The organism is Coleofasciculus sp., assembly GCF_046539235.1.
GTDB lineage: Bacteria > Cyanobacteriota > Cyanobacteriia > Cyanobacteriales > Coleofasciculaceae > Coleofasciculus.
The window spans coordinates 1-21830 of sequence record NZ_JBKHHI010000067.1; the positions used below are offsets into that span (position 1 = coordinate 1).

Annotated in this window: 16 protein-coding genes; 8 read left to right on the plus strand and 8 right to left on the minus strand. The window is 45.6% G+C overall.

Going from position 1 to position 21830, the window contains the following annotated elements; translation table 11 throughout:
• Both ACLFWI_RS08490 and ACLFWI_RS08495 read right to left on the minus strand, forming a co-directional pair.
• Nucleotides 1–2043, minus strand: a 2043-nt coding sequence (locus tag ACLFWI_RS08490; protein ID WP_446412584.1) for an nSTAND1 domain-containing NTPase, incomplete at its 3' end; no start/stop codon positions are given.
• Between the two features lie 145 nt (nt 2044–2188).
• On the minus strand, nt 2189–3541 hold the full coding sequence (locus tag ACLFWI_RS08495) for a P-loop NTPase fold protein (protein WP_446412585.1): 1353 nt from the start codon (nt 3539–3541) through the stop codon (nt 2189–2191).
• A gap of 180 nt (nt 3542–3721) precedes the next feature.
• On the opposite strand from ACLFWI_RS08495, the gene ACLFWI_RS08500 reads away from it, so the two are divergent.
• The 4 genes from ACLFWI_RS08500 (at nt 3722) to ACLFWI_RS08515 (ending at nt 13178) form a co-directional block, all read left to right on the plus strand.
• Nucleotides 3722–6526 (plus strand): HEAT repeat domain-containing protein, encoded by a 2805-nt coding sequence (locus ACLFWI_RS08500; RefSeq protein ID WP_446412586.1) that lies wholly within the window; start codon nt 3722–3724, stop codon nt 6524–6526.
• Between the two features lie 176 nt (nt 6527–6702).
• Nucleotides 6703–9336 carry an alanine--tRNA ligase gene (gene alaS, locus ACLFWI_RS08505; protein WP_446412587.1) on the plus strand — a complete coding sequence of 878 codons (2634 nt, stop codon included), beginning with the start codon at nt 6703–6705 and terminating at the stop codon, nt 9334–9336.
• A gap of 379 nt (nt 9337–9715) precedes the next feature.
• Nucleotides 9716–11053 carry a hypothetical protein gene (locus ACLFWI_RS08510; RefSeq protein ID WP_446406836.1) on the plus strand — a complete coding sequence of 446 codons (1338 nt, stop codon included), beginning with the start codon at nt 9716–9718 and terminating at the stop codon, nt 11051–11053.
• 139 nt (nt 11054–11192) lie between these two features.
• On the plus strand, nt 11193–13178 hold the full coding sequence (locus tag ACLFWI_RS08515; RefSeq protein ID WP_446412588.1) for a pentapeptide repeat-containing protein: 1986 nt from the start codon (nt 11193–11195) through the stop codon (nt 13176–13178).
• Between the two features lie 112 nt (nt 13179–13290).
• On the opposite strand, the gene ACLFWI_RS08520 is transcribed toward ACLFWI_RS08515, so the two are convergent.
• Nucleotides 13291–14715, minus strand: coding sequence for a protein adenylyltransferase SelO (locus tag ACLFWI_RS08520; protein WP_446406834.1), 1425 nt, complete (start codon nt 14713–14715; stop codon nt 13291–13293).
• Nucleotides 14716–14858: 143 nt separating this feature from the next.
• On the opposite strand from ACLFWI_RS08520, the gene ACLFWI_RS08525 reads away from it, so the two are divergent.
• Nucleotides 14859–15119 (plus strand): chlororespiratory reduction protein 7, encoded by a 261-nt coding sequence (locus tag ACLFWI_RS08525; RefSeq protein ID WP_446406833.1) that lies wholly within the window; start codon nt 14859–14861, stop codon nt 15117–15119.
• Nucleotides 15120–15598: 479 nt separating this feature from the next.
• Here ACLFWI_RS08525 and ACLFWI_RS08530 read toward each other — a convergent pair whose 3' ends face one another.
• Nucleotides 15599–16144 carry a DUF2854 domain-containing protein gene (locus ACLFWI_RS08530; protein WP_446406832.1) on the minus strand — a complete coding sequence of 182 codons (546 nt, stop codon included), beginning with the start codon at nt 16142–16144 and terminating at the stop codon, nt 15599–15601.
• A 307-nt stretch (nt 16145–16451) separates the two neighbouring features.
• Here ACLFWI_RS08530 and ACLFWI_RS08535 point away from each other — a divergent pair, with 307 nt between their 5' ends.
• Entirely contained in the window at nt 16452–16712 is a 261-nt protein-coding gene (locus ACLFWI_RS08535; protein ID WP_446378817.1) for a hypothetical protein, read from the plus strand.
• A 243-nt stretch (nt 16713–16955) separates the two neighbouring features.
• Entirely contained in the window at nt 16956–17141 is a 186-nt protein-coding gene (locus ACLFWI_RS08540) for a hypothetical protein (protein ID WP_446412589.1), read from the plus strand.
• Nucleotides 17142–17262: 121 nt separating this feature from the next.
• Here the strand turns inward: ACLFWI_RS08540 and ACLFWI_RS08545 are convergent, their stop codons facing one another.
• The 3 genes from ACLFWI_RS08545 to ndhC form a co-directional block, all read right to left on the minus strand.
• Complete coding sequence (locus ACLFWI_RS08545; protein WP_446412590.1) at nt 17263–17799, minus strand: NAD(P)H-quinone oxidoreductase subunit J; 537 nt, start codon at nt 17797–17799, stop codon at nt 17263–17265.
• Nucleotides 17792–18535 (minus strand): NADH dehydrogenase subunit K, encoded by a 744-nt coding sequence (locus ACLFWI_RS08550; RefSeq protein WP_446380252.1) that lies wholly within the window; start codon nt 18533–18535, stop codon nt 17792–17794. Before ACLFWI_RS08550 ends, ACLFWI_RS08545 begins: the two co-directional genes overlap by 8 nt.
• A gap of 446 nt (nt 18536–18981) precedes the next feature.
• A complete protein-coding gene (gene ndhC / locus ACLFWI_RS08555; protein ID WP_446357737.1) occupies nt 18982–19344 on the minus strand; it encodes a photosynthetic/respiratory NAD(P)H-quinone oxidoreductase subunit C in 363 nt (120 codons plus the stop codon).
• A gap of 354 nt (nt 19345–19698) precedes the next feature.
• Here ndhC and ACLFWI_RS08560 point away from each other — a divergent pair, with 354 nt between their 5' ends.
• Nucleotides 19699–21405, plus strand: a complete 1707-nt coding sequence (locus tag ACLFWI_RS08560) for an adenylate/guanylate cyclase domain-containing protein (RefSeq protein ID WP_446412591.1) — start codon at nt 19699–19701, stop codon at nt 21403–21405.
• A 48-nt stretch (nt 21406–21453) separates the two neighbouring features.
• On the opposite strand, the gene ACLFWI_RS08565 is transcribed toward ACLFWI_RS08560, so the two are convergent.
• Nucleotides 21454–21756 (minus strand): hypothetical protein, encoded by a 303-nt coding sequence (locus ACLFWI_RS08565; RefSeq protein ID WP_446412592.1) that lies wholly within the window; start codon nt 21754–21756, stop codon nt 21454–21456.
• Nucleotides 21757–21830: the final 74 nt, after the last annotated feature.

The window sequence follows — 21830 nt, forward strand, 5'->3', positions numbered from 1 at the left end:
AAGGTTATCGTCTAAACCTGGAGAATTGGGCGGGTTTTGTTGAGAGGTTGGTGGTTTTCCCGAAAGGTTATCGTCTAAACCCGCCCCTACAAGTTCATCTTCTTGTAGCAACTGCTTTTCTAATTCCTCTATCCAATTCGTATAAACTCGAATTGAAATCGGAACATTCCTTTGAGTACCAATAACGCTTTGCTTCAATGCTGGAACTAATCCCGCATTGACTAACGAACTTTTTCCCACACCAGAACGTCCATGAATGACAATTAATTTACAATCATTCCGTCCAATCCGTTCTAATAATCGTTCTAAATCTCGCTGTCGTCCAGAGGCGATAATTTCCGGGGCGACTGACTCTCGATTATCGGTTTTAACAGAAGCTTCTTGCTGATTTTTCACGGAAGAGTGAGAATTCAAAGCCTCTCCAAATAAAAAAATATATTCCGCTTCCCTCTCCTTGTAGGAGCGGTTCGGAGAGAGGTTTGGAGAGAGGTTTTCCAGATCCCGTGACCAGTAAGAAGCATCTTCTCGATGGGGTTGCAGTCGTCCAGCACCAATAAAAGCACGAATGCCATATTGCTGTTCAATAGAACGCCGCTGTTGTTTTGTGGCAAACGCAGCTAAATATTGCTTTGATTCAAAATAGAGTTCTCGTAATTCTTCTAATATGCGAACATAAATCAGCGGATGCCCAAAATCCCCTAATTCCCTCGCTTTAACTAAATGAGAAATCGCCGCTTGCTTATTTCTTAATTGCCGTTCAGCTTGAGCTAAAAATAGTAAATTTAATCCCTGTATCCAGCGTTTATCTTTCGGGAGTTGAGTGATAATCTCCTCAGCTTGCTGTGCTGCTTGACGCGCATCATCCCAGCGCTGTTGCTGTAAGGCGACTTCGGCTAAAAAGCTATAATCTTGAGCTAATTTACTGGTACTACCATATTGTTGATGTAAAGGTAAAGCCTTTTGCGCTACTTGTTCCAATTCATCCCAGGCTTGCATTCGTTGCAGCAATCGTTCTAATTGAGTAATGCATTTTGCCACTAAATCGGGGCGGTTTTCTTGGTCAAATAGGTCTATACAGTGCTGGAGATGAATCTTGGATGTTTGCCAGTTAACCGCCTGGTGTTTTTTGCGGTCAGTTGTGCGATAGTGGTAGAGTCCAATATGAAATAAAACCAATCCAGCTTTTAATTTGGCATTAATCGGAGTGGGTTGAATTGGGTTATCAATTTCCCCGACATTGGGGTCAATCGGGGCGAGTTTAGTGAGGTTAGCGGTTTGATCAGATAAGTTATCAGTTAAACCCGCCCCTACCTGATGCCAAAACCTGAGACTTTGCTGAAAATAATCTAATGCTTCGGGACTATCCCCACCATTTAACCCGCGAATAAACTGTAATCCGGCTTCAAGCTGCGGGTCTAAGTCTTGTACCCGATGGGGTAACTCTTTTAATGCCAAGTCAAGTTCTGAACGACTTAAGCAACCTTGAGCTAAAACATCGGCTAACTTGTATAAGGATTGAGAGGAATTAACAGCCAAGGCGGTAGAAAATAGGGAATCGACATGCTGCTGGAGAGTATTAATTAACTCATCTGTTGGAATCGCGAATCGAGTTGTGGTTGTCCAACTCTCAAAATCAGGGGCAATTCTCAGAAACTTGACATGAACCGCATCATTAATCCACAAGATAACCGGAAAGTGGAAATTTTTGCGAAACTCCTCCCGCACCTGATTCGTTGCCCTCAGCATATCATCCAGATTATCCACCGTAGCTAATCCAGATACCATCAGGGCGTCGGGCATTTCCTGTCCCAGTTGGGCGCAAATGGTCGAGTAAAGGGTTCTATCTGATTGCTTCAGGTGAATGACTCGAATATCAAGGGCGCATTGTTCTTGCACTTGCTGGATTAAACGGTCTTGCAAATAGGCATAATTACAACGCGCTAGCATGATGTAAAATCGTCCCTCAGAGGCTTCAATTGCCCAGATTAATTCCTCTAAGGCTTCCTGATTGTCAATGGTACTCTCGTCTATATAGTTATCCATATTACATTTTATATAATGGAGGCTATTCTCTTAACCGTTTCCTTCTTGCTCCCCTCTCCCCTGGTGGGAGAGGGGCTGGGGGAGAGGGGTTAAGCTTAAGTTTACATGGATGATGGATGAAGCCCTTGCGCCCCTACCTCAAATATTATCCCTGTAACTCTTGAGCATCAACTAAAATCGGATTCACATCAAACCAAGACTCATCCTCATAATAATATTCAAACACCAGCCGACTGCGAATCAACAGTTCATAACCCTGATCATCGCTTACCCATTTCCGTTGCTGCACTTGTCGCAATAACTCCCACTGATTATCCGATATTCTCAATGTCATTTCATTGCGATATTGTCGAACTAATTTGTCCAGTGTCGGGCGGGACAAGGGAAACGTCCGTTCTTTTTTAATCCAATCATTGAGTAACTTTAACAAATCGCGCACATGACCCCCACTCCGGTAGCAGAGATAGTCTAAGCTTTCCAAATTATCGAAAATTTCCGTACTATTTTCCAGGCGTTCCTGTTCTGTTAAATCCGGAAATGCCCGTGCTAGAACCATCTGTCGCAGTAAACGGATTCCCCCTTGACAATCACTACCATCTTTTAACTGTACCGGAACCATGGGCAAGATTTTCGGTCGTTCCGGAAACCCTTGCGTCAACACCCCATAATCATCGGAGAATTTCAGCGCCAAGGGCATGGTATAAACGAGATGACAATGCAGCTTGGTTAAACATTCACTCTGATCCACAAATAAATAGTCCTGCTGTGGACGCCCCCAAAGTTTTGGGCTATTATCAATCCGATCCAGGTTATCGACAATTACGACTAACCCCTTTTTACCCTGTTGTTTCAGTTTCGCGATCGCAGGTTCGATCAGTTCCTGATTAATCATTTGCAACAGTTGGGTTTTCTGAGGTCCCAGGTACTGATTCAGCCGCTGTCGCATCGTCGCATCACTTTTCGTCTTCGCGGTGATTTCACCAATGCCAAAGGCGAGGGAAACCGTATCCTCTTGAGAAACAACGCCCACATCTCCCAGATTCGGAACTTTAATTCTCACCCCCTGCACCTCAGCGTTTAACACCCTTGCAGCCCCCTGTACCAGCGTCTGTAACCCCGTCAATTTGCCGAGTTGGACAGTTTGCAAGCTTTGAGAAATCCGCCGTGCGATCGCCAATAACACATCGCCAATATCCACATCCGCCATTTCCAAGTCTTCACTGGACTCAAAATAGACCAGATGAAACCCATCTGCTTCTAATTCAGCCTTCAGTCGCAATAACTCTGTGGATTTGCCACAGCCAATATGTCCGGTAAATAAGGCGCAGGTGGGTTCATCAGGGGAGAAAAAGGTAATATTATCCTTAAGTTCCTCAATAATCTTCCCCCCGCGTACCGGGGAAAAGTCGATATAAAATTTCTGGTCTTCCGGATTGTCTGCAACCAGCGTCCGGCTCGGGTTTGTTGCTTTAAAAAATTTCTGTAACTCTACCTTCATTTTCCCAGTTCCTTCGCGTTTAACGCATTATCCGATACCATAGCTTAGTTATGGGTCATTGGTCAGTCATTGGTCATTGGTCATTTGTCCTACTCGCAAAGTGCCAAGCAAGCTACGTCCTTTGCCTGTTCCCTTCTGTCTTGGAATGTTCTGCCTTTCTGGTTCGGCACGCTTTTCACTATGTTAAAAACCATTCATAAAACCAAACCATTTTCTCCCTTTTTTATCTTCCTGTTTACCCTGTTTTTGACGCTTCAGCTTGCCTTTCCTTGGGTTAGCGCCGAAGAAGCGCCTAAGCCGGAACATTGGCAGATTGATGGGATAATCGCGGCTCTTGATGATGGGCATGACGAGGTAAAGTTGTATGCTTTGGGGCGATTAATTGAATACAATCCTTTGGACTTGCAAGCTGTGGTTGAAAACCCCGATTATATTGCTCAGAAAGCTGCCAACTTACTCCAGGATAAAACTGTTGACATATTTGTTCGTGCTGGGGCGGCTGCAGCCTTAGGGAATTTAGGGGAAGGTGGCGCATCATACATTCCTGAGATTCTCAATTTCCTCCAGAATGAAACTGTTTACTCAAATATTCTTAACTCAGCGGCTTATGCATTAAGTAAGCTTAGGGAAGCTGACGCTTCATACATTCCTTTAATTCTGACTTTTATCCAAGACAAAACTGTTGATTTAAGAGTTCGGAAATCGGTGGCTTATGCATTAGGTGATCTGGAGGAAGACAGCGCTCAATATATTCCTGAAATTCTCAACTTTCTCCAGAATGAAACGGTTGACTCAGACGTTCGGAACTCGGCGGTTAGAGCATTAGGAGATTTGAGAGAAGTCGGCGCCCCATACGCCCCAGAGATTGCCAGCATCCTTCAGGATAACACTGTTGACTCTAGGGTTCGTAGCTGGGCGGCTAGAATATTACTTAATCTGGGGGAAGACAGCGCCGAATACATCCCGTTGATTCTCGACATTATCCAGGATGAAACGGTTGACTTAAATGTTCGCGAATCGGCGGCTGGTGCATTAATCAATCTCCGTGAAGAAACCGCTCCATACATCTCTGAAATTATCAATATTATCCAGAATAAAACGGTTGATGAGCAGGTTCACCGCTGGGCAGCTAGAGCATTAGATAATTTGGGTGAAGAAACTATTCCATACATCCCTGAAATTGTCAACATTCTCCAAGATGAAACCCTTGATGAGCAGGTTCGCGGCTCGGCGGCTGAAGCATTAGGTAATTTGGGAAAAGCTGGCGTTCAATACATTCCTGAGATTCTCAACTTCCTCCAGGATGAAACGGTTGACTCAGTTGTTCGTCGTGGGGCGGCTGAAGCATTAGTGAATCGGGGGGAAATCGGCGTCCAATACATTCCTGAGATTCTCAACTTTCTCCAGGATAAAACTATTGATCAGCCGATTCGCGGCTGGATGGCTAGAGCATTAGAGAATCTGGGGGAAACCAGCGTCAAATATGCCCCTGAAATTGCTGACATTCTCCAGGATAAAACCGTTGATGCTCAGGTTCGGGGCTGGGCAACTCTAGCATTAAGTAATCTGGGGGAAGCCAGCACCCAATATATCCCTTTGATTCTCAACTTTCTCCAGGATGAAACCGTTGATGTTCAAGTTCGTGGCTGGGCGGCTGAAGCATTAGAGAATCTGGGAGAATTCAGATTCCAATACATACCTGAAATGCTCAACTTTATTCAGGATAAAACCGTTGACTTAGATGTTCGAGACCGGGGGGCTAGAGCATTACAAAATTTGGGAAAAATCGGCGCTCCATACGCCTCTAAGATTGCCAACATTGTCCAGGATGAAACTGTTGACTCAGTTGTTCGTCGTTCGGCGGCTTCTACATTAGTTAATCTAGGGGAAGCTGCCATTCCCTATATTCCTGAGATTGTCAACATTGTCCAGGATAAAACCGTTGACTCAGTTGTTCGTCGCTCGGCGGCTTATGCATTAATTAGTTTGGGGGAAGCCGCTGTCCCCTATAGTCCTGAGATTGCCAACCTCATCCCGGATGAAACCATTGATGATGAGGTTCGTAGCTGGGCGGCTCAAGCATTAATTAGTTTTGGGAACGTCGGCGTTTCTTATAGTCCTGAGATTCTCAACTTCCTCAAAGATGAAACGGTTGACTCATACGTTCGTAGTTGGGCGGCTAGAGCATTAGTCAATCGGGGGGAAACCGACGCCCAATATATCCCTTTGATTCTCAAGTTTTTTCAGGATCAAACTGTTGATGGTGAGGTGGGTGACTCTATGGCTGATGCCTTAATGAGTCTGGGGGAATCCGCCGTTCCCTACATCCCTGATCTGCTCAACTTCATTGAGGATAAAACTGTTGATCCTCCGGTTCGGGGATTGGCAGCTTATGCATTAGTCAATCTCCGCAAACTGGATTTAAATGAGATTGTTGTTCTTCTGAATAATGTCTATGAACCCAATCAGGAAAATTTTGAACAATGGAGGTCTTTAACCTATTTTACCGGGGGGAATTACTGGCGATTTTTAACTTATTTACTGAGTGGGGGGACTGATGAAGTAAAAACTCTGCTGAAATGGGTTGGATCTCCTAAATCAATTCCCACTGACCTCAACTACGAAGATGGCAAAAAAACACTGGAACTGTTTCTCAAAGTCTGGGAAAATGCTCAGGATTTACCCCGACTGCAAAACGATTTAGCCAAAAAGATAGCCGTAGTGACTCGTCTTGTCTCTTGGCAATCCCAGGATATTGATTTACTCCAACGCCATTACAATAACCTTAAAGCGGGAAACTTCCCTCAAGCTGATACTGTGGAATCAGTCATCCAGGATTTGCACTCCACGAAAAGAGGAGTGAAGATAAGCCCTGAAGAACCAGGAAATCGCGCAACCAAACGAAACAAAGTTGGCTTGACAAGGACTAATCGAGGGGTGTGGAAACCCGCGCAGGCGGGTTTGGTTTGTGTAGCTGCGGTTTAAACCGCCCAGTTAACTCGGAAACTCGGAAACCGGGACGAGAACCCAAAACCCTGCAACAATCGATAACATAAGTCAAAATAGATCCCAATTGAACCGATAAACCTTGTTATCTCTAGGATGGGTAACTCTAAGCGTCTAAAATCCAAAATCCATTCCTAGTCTGTGAGTGAAACACCATGCCCAAATCTCCCAAATCCCTCAGCGGTAACCAAATCCGACAAACGTTCCTGGACTTCTACGAAAAACGGCAACACCAAGTTTTGCCGTCGGCTTCCTTAGTCCCCGAAGATCCCACCGTCTTACTCACCATCGCCGGGATGCTACCCTTTAAACCCATATTCCTGGGACAACGCCAGTCGGACTTTTCCCGCGCCACCACGTCGCAAAAATGTCTCCGCACCAATGATATAGAGAATGTGGGACGCACGGCGCGACACCATACCTTCTTTGAAATGCTGGGCAATTTTAGCTTTGGCGATTATTTTAAAGAACAAGCGATCGCGTGGGCATGGGAGTTATCTACGAAAGTCTTTGAATTGCCCCCAGAACGCCTGGTGGTGAGTGTGTTTCGAGAGGATGACGAAGCCTTTGCCATCTGGCGGGATAAAATTGGTATCCCTGCCCATCGTATCCAGCGTATGGGGGAAGAAGATAACTTCTGGGCATCGGGTCCTACAGGTCCTTGTGGTCCTTGTTCAGAAATTTATTACGACTTCCACCCGGAAAAAGGGGACAAGGCTATCGATTTAGAAGACGACACCCGGTTTATTGAGTACTATAACCTGGTGTTCATGCAATACAACCGGGATGCAGAGGGGAATCTCACCCCCCTACAGAATAAAAATATTGATACCGGGTTGGGATTAGAGAGGATGGCGCAAATCCTCCAGCAGGTTCCCAATAACTACGAAACGGATCTGATTTTCCCGATTATCAAGACGGCGGCTGAGATTGCTGGACTTGATTACGCCAAGAGTGACGAGAAAACCAAAGTCTCTCTGAAAGTGATTGGGGATCACATTCGCGCCGTCGTTCATCTGATTGCTGATGGGATTACCGCCTCGAATATTGGACGCGGCTATATCCTACGCCGTCTAATCCGGCGAGTGGTGCGTCATGGACGGTTAATTGGCATTCAAGGCGAGTTTACCACCCAAGTCGCCGAAACCGCGATCGCACTGGCTGAAGACACCTATCCGAATCTGCGGGAACGGAACGATGCGATTCAAGCCGAATTGCAACGAGAAGAATCGCAATTCCGCAAAACCCTCGCACGCGGCGAGAAATTATTGGCAGATATTCTGGCGCAAAAGCCTGATCTTATTTCCGGACGGGATGCGTTTACCCTCTATGATACCCATGGCTTCCCCTTAGAATTAACCCAAGAAATTGCTGAAGAACATGGGTTAACGGTGGATATTGCTGGCTATGAAGCGGCGATGAAAGAACAGCAAGAAACGTCTCAAGCCGCCCACGAAACTGTTGATTTATTGGCGCAAGGTAGTCTGGATGAAGTGACATCTGGAGTGGCGGCGACCGAATTTTTAGGATATACCGTACCTGCAACTACCGCCCAAGTGATGGCGCTAGTTGCAAATGGCGAGTCGGTTGAATCAGCCCAGACGGGTACTGAGGTGCAAGTCGTTCTCGACCAAACCCCATTCTATGCCGAATCTGGGGGACAAATTGGCGATCGCGGTTATTTATCCGGCGATAATTTAGTAGTACGGATTGAAGATGTCAAAAAAGAATCTGACTTCTTTATCCATTTTGGTCGCGTGGAACGGGGAACCCTAAACCTAGGCGATACTGTTACCGCCCAAATTGACCGCGCTTGTCGCCGTCGCGCCCAAGCTAATCATACGGCTACCCATTTATTACAAGCGGCGCTGAAAAAGATTGTTGATCCCTCGATTTCCCAAGCCGGTTCCTTAGTCGCCTTTGATCGGCTACGGTTTGATTTCAATTGTCCCCGTTCCCTGACTTCAGAGGAATTGACCCAAATTGAGGATCAAATTAATACTTGGATAGCTGAGGCACACGGCGCAGATGTGGCGATTATGTCCCTGACAGACGCCAAGGCAAAAGGTGCGATCGCGATGTTTGGCGAAAAGTATGCGGATGAGGTACGGGTTATCGATTTCCCTGGTGTTTCTATGGAACTCTGTGGGGGAACTCATGTGAATAATACGGCGGAAATTGGTGTATTTAAAATCGTCTCCGAAACGGGTGTGGCGTCCGGTATCCGGCGCATCGAAGCGGTAGCGGGTCCTGCGGTATTGGATTATTTGAACCTGCGGGATAAAGTGGTCAAAGAATTAAGCGATCGCTTTAAAGTCAAACCCGAAGAAATCCCAGAACGAATTACCACTATCCAGAACGAACTCAAAGCGTCTCAGAAAGAATTAGACGCCGTGAAACAAGAATTGGCTTTAGCCAAATCTGATCAGTTATTGAGTCAAGCTGAATCGGTAGGTGAGTTCAAGGTTTTAGTGGCAAATCTAGGAGACATTGAACCCGACGCATTAAAAACCGCAGCGGAACGACTCCAGCAAAAACTAGGAGAAAGTGCGGTTATTTTAGGTTCGGTTCCTACAGAAGGAAAAGTTAGTTTAGTCGCGGCGTTTAGTGCCAAAATCCACAAAGATAAGAAGCTACAAGCCGGTAAATTTATTGGGGGAATTGCCAAACTTTGCGGCGGTGGCGGTGGTGGACGCCCCAATTTAGCCCAAGCTGGGGGACGAGACGCCAGTAAGCTACCCGAAGCCTTGGATACAGCCAAACGTCAGTTAATTGAACAGTTGCAATAATTTTGTGTAGTCATATCCCCGAAGTCTTAGAGGCGTCGGGGATTTCCTTTTCAAGGCTGTTGGGTATTACGATTACTGAATGTGACTTTGCTTGAGGAAACAATTGATGCGTTGACCTTCCTCAAACGCGAAATACGGGTCTATAGGCTGGCACATTTTCCCATTATAAAGATTATCCCAAAAAACCGAAACCTTGTCAAGCGATCGCGTCCTATGAAATTGCCCAACGTTGTGGCGAATTGCGAGGTTACTTGCGAACTAAAGGGAAACCACGTACTCAGGCAGATATGCTGATTGGCAACAGAAGAAACCGCCGCCGTAGCTAGACAAAGGGGATAAGGGTCTGCCAAACTAGAAGATAATCTTGAGCATCTTCATCATGAATCGCCTCAATCACCGCGCCTATCAAATCCTCTGTGCAGAAGTTCACAACTGCACCGGAGACTCCTCAGTCAATCAGGTGGAACGAGAAATCGTTCTCAAGCGGTTAAAAAGACTGCGATCGCAACCCGGTTCCCCCGCTTCATTAGCCGAACTTCGCGAAACGGTTGTGGATGTGTTACCTCAATTTAGTGAAAAACAACTCAAGAAAGCAGCTATTGCCAATCAGCCGCCTGGACTATTGAGTAAAATCGCTTGGACAGGGGCAATCCTGGGGAGTATGGCGGGTTTAGTTTGGGTGGTAAACCTGCCTTACCCAATGATCAGGCGTCCGGTAGCGCGGACTGCACCACTGTTACTATTACCCAGTTATATCCAGATGGATCATAACTATCGCCAAACCATTCGCAACGTTGAACAAGCCGATCAACTGATCAATAATGCTACCCTAGCAGCAGATTTCGGCTTAGGGGAAGAAAAAGTTAAGCTAGCCCAAAATCATCTGGATCAATTACCTGTCTGGTTTTTAGGTTACGAACCTAGATTCTACTGTAGCTTATTTACCTGTAGCTGGAAATTCACCCTGGATGAATTTGAAAGCGCTCGTACTAACGTCGCTCGTATGGAAGCCAAGGTATTCCAGGAGAAAAATGCTCAGATTGAACTAGAGAAAGCCGAAACTGCACTCAATCAAGCCAAACAGCAGTACCAGCAAGCCGCAACACCAATGGATAAACGAGACGCGATCGCACAATGGCAAACCGCACTGGATCAAATCGAGCAAATCCCCTCATCAACCCTCGCCGGACAAACCGCAAAAACCAAGTTCCTCGCTTACCAACGGGACTTTCAGCAAGTGGTTGGCTTTGCGGCGAATAACCAGCGTACCGGTTTCCTGATTGGTGCGGCTCAAGAATTTGCTTTTGCGGCGGCTAAAGCGGCTCAAAATCCGCCCCATACTGTCGCTGAATGGCAACAAATCCAGAAACTTTGGCAACAAGCGATCGCGCGATTGGAAAAAGTTCCCCTAGATGATCAAGGTTATCTAGAAGCCCAAAAATTACTTGCCACTTATCAAACGAACTTAGGTATTATCCAAACTCGCTCCTCAGCCGAGGCGGAATCAATACAAGCCCTGGAGGAAGCTCAACGTCAAATTCAACGTTTGCTCGCCAACACGCCTACTGATGGGACAATTGATCGGAATCTTACTATTAGTCAACTTCAGGGTATTATTAATCAACTCAATAAGGTACAATCAGGGACAACATCTTATTCAAAAGCTCAAGAACTTTTGCGATCCGCTCAAACTAAACTTCAGCAGGTTCAACCCTAAAAAAAGTCATTCGTCATTCGTCATTCGTCATTCGTCATTATACCAATAATAAACCTTCTCTATTCTGCCTTATGTTATAAAATATGGAGATGGTTAACCCAGTAAAATAATTGAACGAACCTCTAACGATGCGATCGCCTTGAAGACAATTCAATTCTTACACCCTTTCCCCAAGCGACTCCTGGGATTCCTGCTTATATGTCTCCTCCTCCTCATCCCCCTACCCGCCTTCGCCGCCACTGCAGAACGTCAACCGTTAACCCTGGAACTCCTGGAAGAACGCCTAGAATCCCCGATTCAAAGCGAAGGCATTTCCACGATTGATCTGCGCCAGTTTGTGATTGATTTAACCAACGAGAATACAGACTTTCGGGATCAGTTCTACCAACACCTGCAAAGCAAGCTGACTCGTTCTCAAACCCCTCTCGCTTTAGACTTAAGTGAATCCTTGATTCAAGGAGAGTTTACGGCTAGCAAATTAGGCTTGCAAACCGCCCTCTCCCAAGCCACGTTGCCTTCCTTGTTAACTGAACAGGAACAAGAAAAATTAGCAAAAGATTCTCGCTTTATTACCGAAGCCAGTGACCAAGTTCCCTCGGTTACTGTCTTTCGGGGGACTCTCAAGCTGAATCAAACTCGTCTAAGCGGTGCGATTAATTTCGCCAATACCTTCTTTCTGCAACGCTTAGAAGTCTCTGAGGCTGTGTTTATCCAGGAAGTAGATTGGTCGGGGAGTAGTTTTAGCCAATCTGTTGATTTTAGTAACACTACGTTTGGTCGAGATATTAACTTCAGCGGTGATACCTTCTTTGATAAAGCTGGGTTTACTCAGGTGGAGTTTAAAGGGATGGCAGATTTTAGTCGGTCTACGTTTCATGGGAAGGGGAATTTTAGTCAGGCGGAATTTGTCCAGCTTGCTAATTTTACCGGAAGCCAATGGCTAGAAGATGCCGATTTTTCCCAAGTGATTTGGCGCGATCGCTGTTTGTTAAGCAAAAGTCGGTTTACTCAGTCGTTGTTACTCACCGAGGTGACGTGGGAAAAATCCACTAGCTTCCGGGGAAGTCAGTTCCAGCAACCGATTTTAATGCGGGATGCGAGTCTACTCGACCAAATGGATTTTAGTAATACCCGCTTTTCTGCCAATGCTTATGTTAAGGTCGCTGGGATGACCTTTGACTCAGACGAAGCTAAACTATTTGGTGATGTGGGTCATGTCGGACAAATTCTATCCGTTCCCAAACTCGAAGGAAATGAAGATGTACTGCGAAATTTAGTCCGCAACTTTCGCGAACAAGAACAAATTCCCGATGCGAATTCCTTAGATTATCTCCGGGAAAGATTACGACGAGAACAACTGTGGGGACGTTTACTGGGTAGCATTCTCCAGTTAATGGGTCGCGAGGATATCACTCTGCGATCGCGCCATTGGCTAATTGATGGGTTACACTGGGCGGGATTGAGTTTACTGTTGCTATTAAGTGCCGATGGTACCAGTTTTGGCTTAGTTTTCGGCGTGGGCATGATTGCGATCGCCTATTTCGGATTACTGTTTTGGTTGCTTGACCGTTGGCGGCGACGTTACCCTAAACCGATTCTACCCACCTCTCTAGAAACAGTGTTCATGGTGGGGAGTGGGGCGGCGGCTATCTTTGGCGGTGCGATCGCGATTTTTCAAACCAGTGAACAACCCTGGCTGACGCTATTGTGTTTGGCGGGACTTCTGTTTCCGATACCCCTATTGCTGGTGTGGCAACTGTATCGGCAAGGGCGCTATCATGATCTGCTCAATGTCACCTATTTTGTTGAAGATGGAGGGATGCGGCAATTACGCCTGTTGATTGGACGCCTCCCGGTTATGCCTCGATTTGGCTTTTTCCGCGATCGCTATATGCCGATTCTTTGGGATCGTCGCTGGAATTGGCTGAATTATTATGACTTTAGTTTTAATAATTTACTCAAGTTTGGCTTTAATGATATTCGCTTAAGAGAGGAACATATTCCCGGTATTATTAGTACATTGGCGTGGTATCAGTGGGGTTTAGGTCTTGCTTATATTGCCCTGTTATTATGGACACTTTCTCGTACTATTCCTGGGCTGAATTTATTGATTTATTTGAAATAATAACCCTGATTTCAGCCCTTACATAAACGTAGCTTGCTTCTTTTCGGGAGCGATGATGACAAATGACAAATGACCAATGACCAATGACCAATGACCAATGACGAATATAAGATTATTTTTTCCTTTGTAAGCATCTCACCAACTCATCAAAGGGTTGCCAATTATCGTCGCGATCGATAGCTGCCCAAACCTCTTCAATAATCGGTCTTAGCAATGCAGTTTTTGGGTTCTTCTCCTGTAACCGCTCCGCCATTTTCGCCAATTCATCCGTTGACAAATCCTGCAATATATGATGATATAACTCCCGCCAATTAACTAATAAAACTTCCTGTTCAGCCGACTGGCAAAAAGACGCCTGATGAAAAATTTTTGAAGCATCATCCCGCCAATTAGGATTAAACTGCTGGGTTAATTCAGCGAAGAAGGCATGATACCCCACCTGAGTTTCCTTTAACAATTCAATTGTCCCTTTCAATAACTCATTCCCTTGGGATTCATTCACTTGCTCAAATCCCAGCTTATTCAGCATCAACTGCCGATAAGTCTGATAATAGTGTTCCTCATAAGCCGCTAATCCAGCTTCCATATCAGTTACCGGAATTACCATGCCTAACGGTTGCTGTAACATTTCCAAATTCAACCGACAAATACTCGGTTGATTGCCATAACAATAGCGTCCGTAATAGTCAAAATACGCCGCCGTAAACACAGGATTATAGGTAGGGATAAAAGCATAAGGACCATAATCAAAACTTTCCCCCGTAATCGACATATTATCGGTATTTAAAACAGCATGACAAAAGCCTGCTGCCATCCATTGAGCCGCTAACTCTGCCACTCGTTTCACTAACTCGGCGTAAAATTGGCAATATTGCTCAACTCTATCCTTCTGTTGCAACAGATGTGGATAATAATAGTCAATGACATGATCGAGCAGCGTTTTAATTAAATCCCGACGCTTAAAATAGCGCAACCGTTCAAACGTGCCAAACCGGATATGAGAACGACTCATCCGTACCATCACCGATGAACGAGTGGGTGACGGTTCATCCCCTCGCCACAACTGTTCCCCGGTTTCAATCAAACTTAAACAGCGAGAGGTACGCACACCTAAACCATGCAACGCTTCCGCCGCTAGAACTTCCCGTACTCCACCTTTGAGGGTCAATCGACCATCCGCACCCCTAGAATAGGGAGTTGTCCCGGAACCTTTCGTGCCAAAATCATAGAGTTCGCCATCAGTTCCCCGCACCTGACCAAAGAGAAACCCGCGACCATCTCCCAATCTGGAATTATATTCGCCAAACTGATAACCGTGATAGCGTAGTGCTAAAAAGGGTCGTATGCCGACAAACTGACCAAAAGCCTGGATAAAATCGGCATCTGTCACCCTTTGCGGGTCTAACCCTAAAATTGGCAGCAGTTGGTCATTGCGGAACCGCAGGTGATGACAGGGGAATTCGGCGGCGGCGACTTCATCAAAATAGTCATAGCCAAGGGATTCTAACGCTCTTTCGTATTCCAGGGAGAGAAACATATTGATATTGGTTATGGATCATTGGTCATTTTTCTATACTAAATATAAGGAATTACTCCAGCCTTGTCTTCTTACCCTTCCAGGTTCTGCCTAGGAACGGGAAACCAAGACTAATCACTGTTGAACTATACCCGGAATGAACCATGCCTGATTCAATCATGTACCAAGAGGATGCTTATGTTGTTCTGGAAACGAATCAACCGGAGCAATTTCTCTCACCTGAGGAGTTACTGGAAAAACTCAAAGCTATTTTAGCAACACGGCAGGATAATCTACCTCGTGATTTACAGCAGTTCTCTTCTGTGGAGGAACAAGCCAAGTATTTAATGGAAACTGCTTGTGACTTGGATATGGAACCTGGAGAATATTTGCAATGGTATGTTGTGCGGCTAGAAAAGCCGTAGTAAGAAAAGGACTCCTGACATTTAAAGTCTGGAGTTGCTTTTAAATTGACTTTTTTCAATTAAACTCTAAGCCGCTCATATTTTTTAAAATAGGTTCTTCCGGACTTAGTATGCTAAACTATCAGCTTTGAGGACTCATAAAGCTTAACATACAAGGACTGTAGCGCCTAAGCTCATCTGGATTGGTTGCTGGATCGGCAGCAAGATCGAGACTATCGTTAGCGTTTTGATTGGGTTTAACGGAGTGAGCTTTAGAGTTGGCATTACCGCCTGGCATAATTTTTTCCTCAATGCATGTACTTGCTACACTTCAGCTTAGACTGCTTCTGCGTAAGAAATACCCTATCTTTAGGATGAAATCTAGCCGTGTTTTTAGTGGTCTTGTTAACTATCGGTGGCGGTAGGCTTGCGGGAGTGTTCCTTGCTCCCGCAAGCAGGAGAAGCAGAAAAGCTAACTGTTCCACAAGAACATACCAACGTTAAGATGCAGCAATCAACGCCACATCAACCTGGTCTTCTTCAGGTTGGCTCAATTCAACTCGGATATTCGGACCAAAGAATTTTTCTATTTTTTCCCGCTTTTGTTCCCATGTTTCAAAGGGAATCAGCGGCGAGTAAAATTCCAGTACTAACGTGTAAGCACCATCCACTACAGTTTCTCGTAAACTATTGAGGGCAGGTCGTTCCTCATCGCTAGGAGAGAGACCCAAACTTTCCAGGGAGCTATCTAAGTGAGCGTCTTGACCGTAACGATAACGCATCACATCTTGGCGAATTTGGTTTTGAATGGGAGTAGCTGTCTGCTGTCGCTGTTCCAACACGTCTGGTGGTGTGGGTTGACTTAAAGGTACAGGCTTGAGTTCGGCGGCTTTCAGGGCAAAACCGCCCAGTAAGATGGGGACGCCGTAGAAAAATCCCACTAAATTTAAGGTCGCGTTCTCGGTGGCATAAGCCACAAAGCCGATGATGGTAAGTACTCCCCCAACCCACAATCCTACCGTTCCCAAGGAAATTTTGCGTAACATCTTAATTTAACTATCTACACAACAATCACTTTAGCTTTATTATCGGTGTCAAGGGGTGGCATGGGAAATGATCGGGTGCAGAACATCCATGTTTTAGATCTTGGATCTTGCCTGAATTGCTCTAGGGGAGCAAAGGCAAAAGCGTCAACGTCGTATTGTCTTCGTTATACTAGGCAAATTCGCTCTCTCATAGCGCGATCGCTGTGTCGGCAGAAGTCCTGCCTTATCTGTAGCATGGTATGTAAACAGTTTTTATCAGCCCAGTTTTGTTTAGTCTGCTGTTGTCTCTATTGCAGCATTTTTTAAAATGATTCAAGAAAAAAAGCAACAAGCATCCTCAAAAAAACACCGTTTTCGCGATCAGCTTGATTCGTTAAAGCGTGAGGATGAAACCCTAAATAATATTCTGGCTGTTGATGTTTGGGCGTTGGCAAAAACCATGGATGAATTTTATCCTGGCTTTTGGTCAGCGTTTATGAAAAATCGCGAAAAGGCATTAAAGCGATTTATTGCCGAAGTGATTAAAAATAAACCGACTAAATCCAAACGTCCTCCTTTCCTCAGCTAGGATGCCAGTTCAGTCATTGAATCATCAACTGAAATCTTGGAAACTTATTCCTTGCTTAAGGGAAGCATAAAACAACAGCATGTTAATATTTAGTTATGGCAGATATACTACCCAGGAAATCGGTCTATTGTCTGGGTGTACCTCTGCACACATCGTTGATATGCCTGGGTTGAGGGAACGCCTCAACTTATATCATTGTTGGTTGGCAAATTAGAAAAATAGCGAAACTAAAGGATAGGAATTATGGACTCACAAGCCATGCGAGAGCGCGTAAATGTCATTGAGAGTAAGCGAGAGTTTCTCGTCAAACTGTTGGAGGAACCCAATTTAGGTACTCTGAGAATTGATGTTAATCAAGCCCTCGAAGAGCTAGACGATTTAATTGAGGAATTTAAGCGAACATTTCCTGAATCAAGCGGTAATCTTTAACCAACTATTTGGCTCGAAAAGCTACCTGTAACAATTATTGTCTGACTTTACTTACTCTTGTTTAAAAGTAGGCGAGCAAGATGCTCGCACTACTTTTTAAGATGGGAAGGAGTTGCTCGAATTAATAAGCATCCTGCAATTCATAGAAGTCAGGCGAGATATAATCCTTCCGCAGGGGCCAGCCTACCCAATCTTCCGGCATCAAAATCCGCTTCAAGTTGGGGTGTCCTTCATAGACAATGCCGAACATATCGTAAGTTTCCCGTTCTTGCCAGTCAGCACTCTTCCAAATCCAATAGACTGAGGGTATCGTGGGATTCTCTCGTGGTAGAAATACCTTCACCCGGACTTCTTCGGGTTGCTCAGCATCATCGCTGATCTTAATTAAATGGTAGAAGCTGACCAACTCTTCGCCAGGACCGACATCATAACCCCCTTGACATTGCAGGTAGTTAAACCCATAAGCATACAGAGCCGTGGCAACGGGAATCAAGACCTCGGGTTGTACCTTAATCACCTCAATTCCCAGGTGATCCGGTTCCATTAACTCGGTTTCAAAGCCGTTTTCCTTCAGCCAGCCGTGGACTTTACCCGTCTCTACCAGTGGGGATGCTTCACTATTCTCTTGGGTCTGTTCTTTGGACTCTTCTTCAGCCACGATTCACCTCCTGCTGTTGAGAAGACTTCAGTGCGGGGGGTACAGGCATTCCCATCGCTTCGGTTAACTCCTTCGGTGGAGTGTGGCGATTTTCAGACCGCAAGTATTGACCTGTGAGAATATCGGGTACAACCTTCATGCTATGAGTGGTGCTGTAATAGCGGTGGGTTGGACTCAGAGTTGCCCGTTCCTGGATAGACTCATTTGCCACCTTCTTACGAAGTTTAACGATCGCATCCATAATCGCTTCTGGACGGGGTGGACAACCAGGAATGTAAACATCCACGGGAATCAACTTATCGACACCCCGCACGGCGGTTGGTGAATCGACGCTGAACATCCCCCCAGTAATCGTACAAGCCCCCATCGCCATCGCATATTTAGGTTCTGGCATTTGCTCATACAGACGTACTAGCGCTGGTGCCATTTTCATCGTGATGGTGCCAGCCGTAATAATCAAATCCGCTTGTCGGGGACTCGAACGCGGGACTAATCCAAATCGGTCAAAGTCAAACCGAGAGCCAATCATCGCCGCAAATTCAATAAAACAGCAGGCGGTGCCATACATCATGGGCCACAGGCTGGAAAGCCTAGCCCAGTTGTAGAGGTCGTCTACTGTCGTCAAAATGACGTTTTCTGAGAGGTCTTGCGTGACCTGAGGACGACTGATGGGATTGAGAATTTTTTCTTTGGGTTGCGGCTTTTGGGGTGCCGCGTTTGCTGTATCTGTATTCATCCAAATATTCGCGACTGGATACCTCATCCATAGATAGTATGGGCAGTTAGTAAAGCCGCGCCTCCTAGGTAAAGTACAAAAAACTCTAAACCCTTACCGCCTTGGATTTACTCGCCGACGTTCGACATATTGCCCTTGCCTGTCGCCTGGGTAGTTACTTTCCTCGTGCTTTTAACCTGTACGGATATGGGTTGTTTGATTGGGCTTGCGCCCCTCCCTTTCGGGGTAACGTTAGCTTCGCCAAAGTTATGTCTCGGTACTTTCTCCAACACACTGGCTTTTCCCTATAACCTGTTTAATGCTGGAGTTGTAGAGCTACAGACTAGCTACGCATCCGTAGGTACGAACTTTAACACTTAGACATAACGTAGTTCAAGGCAGAACTTAGGCTGGTAAACATAGGCTTTGGGAAAGCCTCTTCCATGCCTAACCATGGACGGGGTAGTTTACGACCATTCTAAAGCTCCTTTGCGCCAAGCGTAAACGAGGGCAACGACGAGAATTGCAATAAAGATGAGTGCTTCGATAAACGCTAGTAGTCCTAGCTGATTAAATGCCACTGCCCAGGGATAGAGAAACACGGTCTCTACATCAAAAATCACGAAGACCAGGGCAAACATGTAGTACCGGATATTGAACTGAATCCAAGCGCCCCCAATCGGTTCCATGCCAGATTCATAAGTCGTCCGGCGTTCGGGGTCACGGATGTTGGGTCGCAGCAGCTTAGAGGCTGCCAGCGCTAGGAAGGGAACTAAACTGCTTGCCAGTAAGAACCCTAGGAAATATTCGTAGCCGCTAAGAACAAACACAATAGGTAAGTGTCCCTAAATCTTGTCGTTATTACTTCTTTACAGGATAGCAAAGGTGAAAGCCCTCGCGTTTTAACCTGAAGTTCCCCCAGCCGAAAAATTGAAACTGCCTCACCGTGAGGCTTTCCGCGATTTTTTAGCCGTCCTACTTATGTACAATCGCGCTCAACCTTGATGTAGCGAGGGTTTCCACCGATTTTCTTGTCTGGGTTTGAGCGCTCAAACTACTACGGGATAAGGCTTGACGCTGGGTGTAGTACATCCGCACGGGGAGAACTTCAGATTAATCTTCATCTATGAAGTGGTGTGGCTATCATTTAAATACATTGTGCAGTGTTTTAAGACCGTTAACCCTTGTTTAAGCCGAATCGTCAAAGTAAAAGGTTAAAAAAAAATCTGCTTAGAGGAATTGTCAGTATCATTAGATGGCTGGCAAAACTCGGTAAAAGTTTATATAACTCGATCGCGTCGCGGCGATCGCGTCGGCGTTCCTCTACCCAACCTTCCACTCAAGCTGCACCCTTACCACCCAACGAAGCAGAACGGCTCGAAGCTCTGCGGGGGTACAACATCCTTGATACACTACCAGAACAAGACTTTGATGACCTCACCGCTTTAGCCTCACACATCTGTGGGACTCCCATCGCCCTGATTAGCCTAATTGATCAAAATCGCCAGTGGTTTAAGTCAAAAGTTGGCATCGATGCGACACAAACACCCAGAGAACAGGCATTTTGCGCTCATGCTATTCTGAATCCCGAAGATATCATGGTTGTACCCAATGCCTTAGCAGACAAGCGGTTTGCCGGGAACCCTCTGGTGACGTCTGATCCGAATATCCGATTCTATGCGGGCGCTCCTTTAGTCACTGAAGATGGTTTTCCCCTGGGAACCCTGTGTGTGATTGACCAGATTCCTCACGATCTCACACCGCAACAGATCAGCGCCCTACAAGCCCTCAGCCGTCAGGTGATTAACCAAATGGAACTACGGTTGAATTTAACTCGGTTAAATCGCCAAATTGCTAGGCGTCAGGAAGTCGAAGCCAAGCAGCGAGTATCAGATCAGCAAGTCGTCGAACTCCTCGAAAGCATGACTGATGGGTTTTTTGCCTTGGATCGACAGTGGCGGTTTACCTATATTAACCAAGTCGGCGCTCAAATTTTACAGCGCCAACCGGACGAATTACTGCGCCAGAATTTCTGGGATGCTTTTCCCGATGCGGTGGGTTCAACATTTGAGCAGCAATATCACAAAGCGATGGATCAACAGAGTCCTGTCACCTTTGAAGCCTTCTACCCATCCATCAAATGTTGGTTTGAAGTGCGGGCTTTTCCCTCCTATGAAGGACTCTCGGTTTTCTTTCATGACATTACCCAACGCAAGCAAACAGATGCGGCTTTAAAACGGGAAAAGCAAAAAGTTGAGAACTTGTTACTCAATATTTTGCCCCACACTATTGCCAAGCAGTTAAAACAAGAGCCGGGATTAATTGCCCAGAAACATGAAGATGTGACCATTTTATTTGCCGACTTAGTGAAATTCACTCAACTAGCGGGTCAGATTTCTCCCCAGGAACTGGTTAGCTTGCTCAATATGATCGTTTCCACGTTTGATCAACTCGCCCAAAAGCATGGTTTGGAAAAAATTAAGACCATTGGTGATGCTTATATGGTGGTTGGCGGACTACCTACTCCTCAGATTAATCATGCCGATGCGATCGCGCAAATGGCACTGGATATGCAACAGAGCCTCAAACAAATCAACACCGCCACTGGTAAGAATTTTCGCTTACGGATTGGGATTAATACGGGAGTCGTTATTGCGGGCGTCATTGGCACAACTAAGTTTAGCTACGACATTTGGGGTGATGCAGTGAATATCGCTAGTCGCATGGAATCTCGCGGTACACCAGACAAAATTCAGGTAACTGAGACGACGTATCAGCGTTTGCGAGACAAGTATGAGTTAGTCGAACGGGGGTTTATTCGGGTTAAAGGCAAGGGTAAGATGAAAACCTATTGGTTAATGGGTGAAAAGCCGTTGATTTCATCACAGTAATAAGTAGGCAAACTGAGCGCACTACTATTCCCTTCTGCTTTCTACCTTCTACCATAAATCGTGACCAATTTTAGGGTTAACGGATGTCTCACAATCTACAGAGTAAGCAGGAAAACTGAATGATATTGCTAACGCCATACCAGAAAGAATTAAGAACGTGAGCAAGGATTTGCGGCGTTGGCGTTCATCGGATTGCGTTTCCTCATCCATTAGCAAATTCCACAGCAGAAAGCAAAGACTGACTCCCGATCCCAGGTTGGATTTGAACAACCAGCCGATGAGATTAGGAATTAGGAATTCAGCTAATAGCCAGAGTTTATTTTTCCAGGTTTTGGATGTTGGAGATTTCATGGCTTGACCTCGTTAAATCTGGGGTTATGAGGTCTAGTGTGGCGATGGTAAAAATAGATTGAAAACTGGAAGTA